The 8,151-nt window shown below is 71.9% G+C and carries 11 protein-coding genes and 1 pseudogene; 11 read left to right on the forward strand and 1 reads right to left on the reverse strand.

The features are described from left to right. Positions 1-285 precede the first annotated feature (285 nt). The 9 genes from IE142_RS34205 to IE142_RS34245 all read left to right on the forward strand — a co-directional run bounded on the left by IE142_RS34205 (position 286) and on the right by IE142_RS34245 (position 7,436). Positions 286-525, forward strand: coding sequence for a hypothetical protein (locus tag IE142_RS34205; RefSeq protein ID WP_191889340.1), 240 nt, complete (start codon positions 286-288; stop codon positions 523-525). 525 nt (positions 526-1,050) lie between these two features. Beyond that, positions 1,051-1,329, forward strand: a complete 279-nt coding sequence (locus IE142_RS34210) for a hypothetical protein (RefSeq protein WP_191889341.1) — start codon at positions 1,051-1,053, stop codon at positions 1,327-1,329. Between the two features lie 209 nt (positions 1,330-1,538). Then, a complete protein-coding gene (locus IE142_RS34215; protein WP_191889342.1) occupies positions 1,539-3,500 on the forward strand; it encodes a cell division protein FtsK in 1,962 nt (653 codons plus the stop codon). Continuing rightward, positions 3,500-3,784: a hypothetical protein gene (locus tag IE142_RS34220; protein WP_191889343.1), complete on the forward strand. Its 285-nt coding sequence runs from the start codon at positions 3,500-3,502 to the stop codon at positions 3,782-3,784. The genes IE142_RS34215 and IE142_RS34220 overlap by 1 nt, the downstream gene beginning before the upstream one ends. A 2-nt stretch (positions 3,785-3,786) precedes the next feature. Beyond that, complete coding sequence (locus IE142_RS34225) at positions 3,787-3,978, forward strand: hypothetical protein (RefSeq protein WP_191889344.1); 192 nt, start codon at positions 3,787-3,789, stop codon at positions 3,976-3,978. Then, on the forward strand, positions 3,975-4,844 hold the full coding sequence (locus IE142_RS34230; RefSeq protein WP_191889345.1) for a protein spdB: 870 nt from the start codon (positions 3,975-3,977) through the stop codon (positions 4,842-4,844). The genes IE142_RS34225 and IE142_RS34230 overlap by 4 nt, the downstream gene beginning before the upstream one ends. Then, complete coding sequence (locus IE142_RS34235; RefSeq protein ID WP_191889346.1) at positions 4,841-5,044, forward strand: hypothetical protein; 204 nt, start codon at positions 4,841-4,843, stop codon at positions 5,042-5,044. The genes IE142_RS34230 and IE142_RS34235 overlap by 4 nt, the downstream gene beginning before the upstream one ends. Positions 5,045-5,056: 12 nt before the next feature. Beyond that, a complete protein-coding gene (locus tag IE142_RS34240; protein ID WP_191889347.1) occupies positions 5,057-5,233 on the forward strand; it encodes a hypothetical protein in 177 nt (58 codons plus the stop codon). A 487-nt stretch (positions 5,234-5,720) separates the two neighbouring features. After that, the gene (locus IE142_RS34245) at positions 5,721-7,436 is read left to right on the forward strand and encodes a replication protein (RefSeq protein ID WP_191889348.1); all 1,716 of its coding nucleotides are present in this window, start codon (positions 5,721-5,723) and stop codon (positions 7,434-7,436) included. Between the two features lie 70 nt (positions 7,437-7,506). On the opposite strand, the gene IE142_RS34250 is transcribed toward IE142_RS34245, so the two are convergent. Next, positions 7,507-7,701, reverse strand: a complete 195-nt coding sequence (locus IE142_RS34250; RefSeq protein WP_191889349.1) for a hypothetical protein — start codon at positions 7,699-7,701, stop codon at positions 7,507-7,509. A 47-nt stretch (positions 7,702-7,748) separates the two neighbouring features. Between IE142_RS34250 and IE142_RS34255 the strand changes: the two genes are divergently transcribed. Together IE142_RS34255 and IE142_RS37170 are read left to right on the forward strand one after the other, a co-directional pair. Then, positions 7,749-7,961, forward strand: coding sequence for a hypothetical protein (locus IE142_RS34255; protein ID WP_191889350.1), 213 nt, complete (start codon positions 7,749-7,751; stop codon positions 7,959-7,961). Continuing rightward, positions 7,958-8,151 (forward strand): annotated as a pseudogene (locus IE142_RS37170) (hypothetical protein); the annotation flags it as partial. The gene IE142_RS34255 and the pseudogene IE142_RS37170, both read left to right, overlap by 4 nt.

Here is an 8,151-nt window from a genome sequence, read left to right on the forward strand (position 1 = left end):
GGCCCGGCGGCAACGCGAGGCGATCGTGTCCGCCGTGGCGTCGGCCGTCGCTCGCCGAGATACGTCACGTGACGAAATCCAGCAGACCCCCGTTCCGTCACGTGACGAAACTCCGCCGCAGGTCACAGCTCCGGCGCCGCCCGACCCGCGTCGCCGTTGGACGTGGTCGGGCCTCCAGCTGCAGCCGCCCCCGCTGTGGGACGACGAGACGGACCCGCAATCCCCTTGATCCGCTGTCGGGAGTGATCACTACGGTTGGTGCGCGAGTGATCACGGGGAGGACTGATGCACCACCAGAACCGGGACCGGGATCAGGCGTTAGCGGCGGTGCTGGCTGCCTTGCTCCTGGTGGGCGGGACGCTCATCGTGCGGGAGCTGCTCGGGCTGTGGCCCGCCGTGGCGGCCGGGATGGCGCCCGCCCTCGCGCTCTACCTGGGTCCGCCCGCCGCCCGCCGGATAGCCGTCGCCGTGGAGATCCGCCGCTTTCGCCGGCGCCTCGCCCACCACGACCGTGCAGCCGGATGACCCGCCACGACGGCGCCGCACGGCTGAACAGCTCGACGGCGCCCGCCACATCGCGGCAGCAGCCGCTCCCCATCGGCCCACGACGGGCCTTAGGGTCGCCTCACGCGGCTCAGCCACGCGACGGCGGGGGTACGGCGGTCCGGGAGGCTGACAGGCGCTCAGACGGCCGTATAGCGCTTCCAGCCCCCCTCCCCTCCCCGCTAGCCCTTGCCCACAGGACCACCGAGCCGCCGCAGTCGGCAGCGGTGGCGCCACGTAAACCGCCCACCGATGCCGCCTCGATCGAGGAGCGCGGGCCGGTCGGCGGCCGGGCCGGAGCCGGGCGAAGACAGGGGCTCCGGTCCGGCCGGGGGCCGGGCCGCGCGGCCCGCTCGCGGGCCGCCTTGATGACGTAGGGAAAGTTGTACCGCAAAAAACGCAGCCTGAACGGGTTGCGCAAAGTGATACGACGTGTCAGTCTGAACGCACGGCGCAAGTAGTGCCGGAGAGGGAGGGTTGATCATGACGGCGGTTCTGGAGGCGCCCATGACGCAGGCTGACACGACCGGTCAGGATGACGTCATGACGCACAAGACACCGGGCGAGATCCGGGCCGAGGCAGAGGCGGCGCTGAAGCCGCTGGGACAGCAGAGGATCAAGCTCCTCGCGAAGCTGGACGAGATCGAGAAGGAGCTGCGCCCGCTGATCGCGGAGGCGGTCCGGATGGAGGTCCCCTACCGCCGCATCAACGAGGTGACGGCGGTCGCTCCGAACACGGCCCGAGCGTGGGCCAAGGCGGAGGCCGAGAAGGGCTCCGGAAGCTAGTCAAAAACGGCTCCCTCGCGCGCGCACGCGTAGGGCCCCCCTCCCGGAAACGGGGTCAACCTGGAAACCCGCAGGTCACGCGCGGTTGCGGGGGTGCAACCGGGGGCGCGGGCGCAACCGAGGCAGCAACCCACCCAAATAGGGCGGGCCAGGATCACCACGCGACGGCGATCCCGGCCCTGATCCACGAACCTGATGAGAGGAATCCCGTGGACCTCAAGGCAGTCTCCACGAAGATCACGGACGGCTCCAAGTCGGCCTCCGTGGCGATCACCAACACCCTGGACGCGATGGCGCCGACGTTCGCGCCCCTGGCGGCCCGCTGGGACGCCGAGGCGGACCGCCGGGCGAAGCTCCGGACCCCGGAGAACCTGCGGGCGCTGATGGATGCTCAGAAGGCGCACAACGCCGCGCGGTCGACGGCGGCGTCGGCTCGGTCGCAGCGGTCGGCGGCGCGGAAGGCGTCCAAGAACCCGCTGAGCGCCGGTCGTCGGGCGGCTCGCACGGCGGACAAGGCGGCCCGCACCCACCGCGACGACGCCAAGACCAAGCTGAAGAAGGCGCGGAAGTCGTACCCGACGACGCTGCGGGTGCGGGCGATTCAGGCGCACGCGGTGCACGCGGTGCCGGGCGCCGGCCTTTCCGCTCTCGGCTGGGATCAGGCGTGGGGCGCCTACCCGGCGTCGGCGTCGGTCCTGCTCATCGCGGCGAACGCGGCGGCTCTCGCGCTCGGTCGGCGGCAGCCCCGGGTCGAGGTCGAGGACGGGCTGTCGGCCGAGGAGCGGCAGCTTGTCGCGCGGCTGGACCCGGCGCACTGGGTGCAGCACGCGGCCGACCGTGGTCTGTCCGGCACGGTCACCACGCCCGCGACGGTTGGCGCGGCTGGGATCGAGTGCGACGTGCGGCTCGACGGCGAGTGGACCGTGGGCAAGCTCCGGAAGTCGGCCGATGCCGTGCGCGCCCTGCTCGGAGCGCGGACGGAACTCCCGATGATGATCGGTCCCGGCTCGCGCGGCGGCTGGGGAGTGATCCGGCTGCGGACGCGGTCGGCCGCCCCGGGCGGCGTGATCATCTGGCAGCCGGGTGCCGGGCTTGGTATCGACATGATCACCGGCGAGGACGTCGACGTCCCGCTCGGGCACCGGGTCCTGGTCGCGGGCATGTCCGGCTCGGGCAAGTCGACGGCGTCCCGGCCACTGCTGGCCAAGGCGTCTGACGGCCCGACGAACGTGCTCGTGATCATCGACCTGAAGAAGGTCGAGGGGCGGCTGTGGGATCACCGGGCCCGGGTCGCGCACACGCCCGTGGAGGTCGTGGAGCTGGTCATGGAGCTGGTCGACGAGCTGAACGAGCGCCTGGACGTGCTGCCCAAGGGCCAGGCGACGCTGGTGCCCACGGCGGAGCGTCCCCGGATCACGGTCGTGGTCGACGAAGGCGCCGAGGTCATGTCCTCGTGCCGGAAGGTCGAGGTCGTCACCGGCTACACCGACAAGGGCAAGCCGATCGTCGAGAAGCGGGACGCGCTCGAAGGGCTCGACACCATCGCGCGGATGGGCCGCGCGGCCTGCATCGATCTGTGGTGGATGACGCAGTCTCCGACCTACGGCGACGGCGTCCCGAGGCAGATCGCGAAGCAGCTCGGTCTCCGGATCGGCCTCGCGGTCGAGTCGCCGACTGAGGCCCGTGTCGTGTTCGGCGAGTCCGCGCAGGAGAAGGGTTGGAAGGCCGACGAACTGCCCATGCCGGGCGTGGCCATGGTCCGGGACGGCAAGCGCAAGCCCGACCCGGTCAAGGTCCGGTACATGGACGACGACGCCGTGATCCGGCTCCCCGACCAGCCGATTTGGCAGCGCGAGGAGTCGCCTGCCGGAACGGCCGGCGCCTCCGCCCCGGCTCCGCTGCGGCTGGTCAAGGACACACCGGACTACGTCATTGCGCCGCCGCAGGAGACGCCCGCGGCTGCCATTCCGGCCCAACCGACCAACCGCGACAAGGTCCGGGCCGCCGTGGCGTCCGGTGCCAAGACGGCGGCCGACGTCGCCCTGGTGACCGGCATCAACAAGGGCTCGGTGTCCAAGGCGCTCCGGTCCCTGGTCGACGCGGGAGAGGTCCTGCGGTCCGAGGACGGCGCCCTGTCCGTCCCGACGCAGGCCGGGGAGGTGTCGGCCTGATGCGCACCCCCGACGCTCAGCTCCGTGCCGGGCACGTCCCGGCCCACCTGATCCCCGACGGCACCGACCCCCGCACGGTCGTCGTCGTCCACCACCAGGAGCACGACCGCGACTGGACCGGCCCCATCGTCCTGGTCCTGGTCGCCGCCGCCGGATCGGTCGGCGTCGTCATGACGCTGTGCCTCCTGCTCCAGGTCGCCGCCACCACGGCGACCACGCTCGCCGCCGCCGCCCCCGCCGGGGTCGGCCTGTCCCTCTCGATCAAGGCCCGGAAGGGGAAGTGACCATGAGCTACCTGGAAGAGGCCGCTGCCCTCCTGCGCAAGGCAGACAAGGCGAACGACGCCGAGAGGTACCCCGACCGAGAGACGACGTTGAGGATCGCGGGCCAGTTCGTGGAGCTGGCGGCGGTGGAACGGGGCCAGCTCCCCGCTTCCTTGGTCGAGGCGATCCTCGACCGGATCGGGGGCACCCGATGAAGCGGTTTCTGACGGTCGGTCCGGCCGTCCTGATGACGATCGTGTCCATGGTCCTGACCGTGGTCGTGATCGTGATGTGGCTCGGGGAGGCCATGCACTGGGGCGTCGCCCTGGTCGTGGGCCTCGGGCTCGACGGCGGATGGCTGGCCACCCTCGCCTACGACCGGCGCCTGGCCGCGCAGGGCGACCACTCCCGCCCGATCACCGTGATTGGCTGGGGGTTCGGCCTCCTGGCGACCGGCGTCCTGGTCGCTCACGCGCTCGGGGAGGACTCCGCCGGCGCCTGGCTCGCGGTCGCCTGGCTGCCCCTCGCCGCGAAGGCGCTCTGGCTGGTCCACGGGCTCTGGGAGCGGACCGCGCTCACCCCGGACGCCCTGAACCAGATCCGCGAGATCCAGCAGGACGCCCGCGACCGGGCGGCCGTGGCCCGTGCCCAGCTCCGTGCCGAGGCCGGTACGGAGGTGACCCGACTGGAAGCCGTGACCGGCGCCGGGGCGAAGGTCGCCCGGGTCCAGGCGGAGACGGCCGGGGACCTGGCGTCGGCCTGGTCAACCCTGGAGGCGGCCCGCGCCGAGGACGGCACGGCACGGGCTCTGACCTGCGTCACCTCCCGCGTCACGCCCGCGTCGCAGCCGTCCTGGCGACTGCCCGTCTGGGGGCCGACGGAGCCCGTCCCGGCCATCGAGGCACAGTCGGCCGACGTGGTCCCGCTCAGCAACGAGGAGATCGACTCGATCATGTCGGGGCTGCTCGACTGCGGGTCGTACCGGGTCGCGGCCGCGCGGTTCCGGGACATGGGCTACTCCGCCGGGGAGGCCCGCCTGCAGGCGTCGTGGCGCCGCGTCACACGGGAGGTGGCCGCGTGATCGCCGCCCTGTACCTCGCGTCCGTCCTGGGGGCCGCCGTGGTCCTGGCCGTCGCCCTCCGCCGCCGCCCGACCCCGGCCCCGCCCGAGGCGCCGGCGCCTACCCCCGCCCCCGCCCTCGCGGTCGACGGCGGCGCGGAGATCCGCGTCATCCTCGCCGCCACCCACCAACTCGCCGCCCGACTCAGCACCGCCGCCTAGGAGGCACCCACGATGACCGAGCGCACCGACGCCCAGCGGCTGACAGACCTGCGCGAGACCGCCACCATCGCTACCCGGCACCTCCGGGCCGCCGCCTACCGGCTCCGTGACGCAGGCGACCCCGACGCCGACGAACTGCTTGCCACGGCCGATGCCCTGGCCGACGAGATCCACTTCCGCACCGCCTGACCGCACGTCAAAGCCCCGCCGGATCACCGGCGGGGCTTCCTTCGGCCCTCCAAGTCACACCAGCCCCACAGGGGCTTGGGAGTGGCGGGGGGGAACATCCGGCGCAATCAGTGCCAGGATCACCTACCAGACCAAGAGCAACGGCCCGGGTGTGTGAGAGCCCCGGGCCGTCCGCTCCCGAATCTCGCGCCGCTTACCCACGGCGAGAACAGGAACGTTGCTCGTGCCCAGAGTACGGAGCAATGCCGAGGCATTGCCAGATCGGCCCGCCACGGTTGCGCCGCTAACCCCCCCGCGTGAGCGGACTGCGGCCATGATCCAGACAACCCGTGGCCCCCGCTGCCACTGCGGGACCCCAATTGCCCACACACCGGGCAAACGCCCCAAGATCTACTGTTCCGAGGCTTGCCGGTCGGCCGCGCGCCGGGAGATCGCTCGTGTGGCGCGAGATGCCTCACGAGGCAAATCCGGTCGCCTTGGGAAAGGGTTGACAGAGTTTTCCCAGAACGGTGAGCCGCAGGCCGTTTCCGCAGGTCAGACCACCGATTGCGCGGCTTCCGTCTCGGAGGGAACCAAGACGGAGCTGGCCGCCCGCGCGGCTGTCCGCCGTTGGCAGGGCCGGAAGGTCCTCAACCGCACGTCCGGGATCGATGCCTGCCGGGGCTGCGGCCGGAACGTCCTGGACCCGGACACCGGCGTGATCGTCGGCCGGTCGGAGCAGGGCTACGCGGTCACCATCGGCCTGGTCAGGTGCGGGCGGATCTGGTTCTGCCCCGAGTGCTCCGCCGCGATCCGCCGGGGCCGCACTGAGGAGCTGAAGACCGGCGCGCTGCGCTGGCTCGCCAAGGGCGGCACCCTCGCGGCCGTGGTCCTGACCGCCCGGCACAACCAGCGCACCAAGCTCAGCCGGTTGTCGGCGGCCCTGTGGGGCGAGCCCAAGACGGACGCCAACGGCGCCCCGATCCTGGACCGGTCCGGCAGGCCGAGGCGGACGCCCGGGGCCTACCAGCGGATGCTGACCGATCCGGCCTTCTACGGGCGGCCAGAGGCCACGTGGACCTGGACGCTGAAGAACGGCAAGGTCAAGACCAAGACCCGCCCGGCGGAGGACGGCATCCGGCACCGGATCGGCTACGTCGGCATGGTCCGGGCCTCGGAGGTCACGAGGTCGCAGGCCAACGGCTACCACCCGCACATGAACCTCCTGCTCTTCCTAGGCGGCACCCTCGACGGCACCCCGGCCAAGGGCACGTTGACCGGCGGCTGCTTCGAGCCGAGCGCCAACGCCCTGGAGGAGTGGGAGGACTGGCTGCGGACCTTCTGGACCGAGACGCTGCGGAAGATGGATCCGGCCTGGGCTCCGTCCAAGGAGTGCGAGACCCGGAACTGCAAGTGCGGAGGCAAGGGTCATGGCGTCTTGGTCCGGATCATCACGTCACCCGATGACAAAGCCCTGATCGAGTACCTGACCAAGGTGCAGGACGGGAAGCCGCCGGCCGAATCGGTGGCGGCCGACCTGGACGCTGCAGGCGCCGCCGCGCTGGAGACCGTGCGGGCCGACACCAAGACCGGTCGGGGCCACAAGTCCATGACGCCGTTCCAGATGCTCTACCGGCTCTGGGACATCGAGGTCCAAGGCACGGACCCGGACGCGGCCGAGGGCTACGGCACGGTCCGGCAGCTCCGGGCCTGGTGGGCGGAGTACGAAGACGCCATGGCCGGACGCCGGGCCATCGAGTGGACCCGAGGCCTGCGCGGGCACGTCGACCTGGACGGCGACGACTCCGAGGAACGCGACCTGGACTACGTCTACGACGGTGCCCTCCGCGCACCGCTGACCGGTGGCGTCGTCATGACGGCCGACGCGCACGGCACGGTGGTCAGCGCCGACGCGGAGTTGGAGGTGCAAACCGTCGTCGAGGGAGAGTTCTACGACTCGGTGGGCGACCTGGTCGGCACGCTCGGAGGCCGGACCGACCACGTGCGGGTGCTCAGCGCCGAAGAGCTGGCCGAGGTGCAAGAGAACTTGGCGGCCCGCGTGCTGGCCCGACGCGAGGAGCGAGAGAGGCAGGCTCGTATCGCCCAGTTCGAGGCGGACCAGGCCGCGACCGAGCGAAAGCGTCGGCACTTCGCTGGGCTGCTCGTGCAGCTGGCCGCCGCCCGACGAGCTGTCGCCACGGACCAAGGTCACCTTGGCCACTAACTTGCTCCGCTCGCGGCCGTCCCCGGCCGGGCGTTACTGATATCAGTGCGCCACAACTCGCTGATCCCGGCTACTGCCCCCGGTCGCCCAACGCGCGGCGGCCGGGGAGCGGCCCGCCGGCACTTCGCGGGCGGGGGTCGACGTGCTCCTGGTGGTCGACGTCGGCCCGCTCAACGGGCAGCAGCCGCGGGACCGGTCCCGTCGACGTCGTGGTCCTGGTGCTGCTCGGTCCAGTGCCGAGCAGACGGCGCGGTGGGGTGCTCATGCCGGGGAGTCTGCCGCGCTACAAGACGTGCCGCGTACGGTCCCGGCATGACGATGCGCATGCGGGCCTGCCAGCACTGCCAGGAGAGTTTCGAGCTGGCCTCAACGGGGCGCCCGCCCAAGTACTGCTCCTCGACGTGCCGGAAGAACGCATGGCACGAGGAGAAGACCCGTCAGCAGGTCGCCGCGGCGGTGGCAGCCGAACGGCGCCGGATCGCCGATGCTCTCGGACTGACCGCCGAGGCCGGTGATCCCGCATGACCGGAGACACCCCCAGGAAGCCGGACGGCGCCAAGCTCTGTGCCTGGTGCGGCTCGGAGATCAAGCAATCCGGGGTCGGCCGGAGCCGGGACTACTGCCGCCGGTCCTGCCGACAGCGGGCGTACGAGGCCCGGCGGCAACGCGAGGCGATCGTGTCCGCCGTGGCGTCGGCCGTCGCTCGCCGAGATAC

It is taken from the genome of Streptomyces mutabilis (assembly GCF_014649815.1).
GTDB classification, from domain to species: domain Bacteria; phylum Actinomycetota; class Actinomycetes; order Streptomycetales; family Streptomycetaceae; genus Streptomyces; species Streptomyces mutabilis.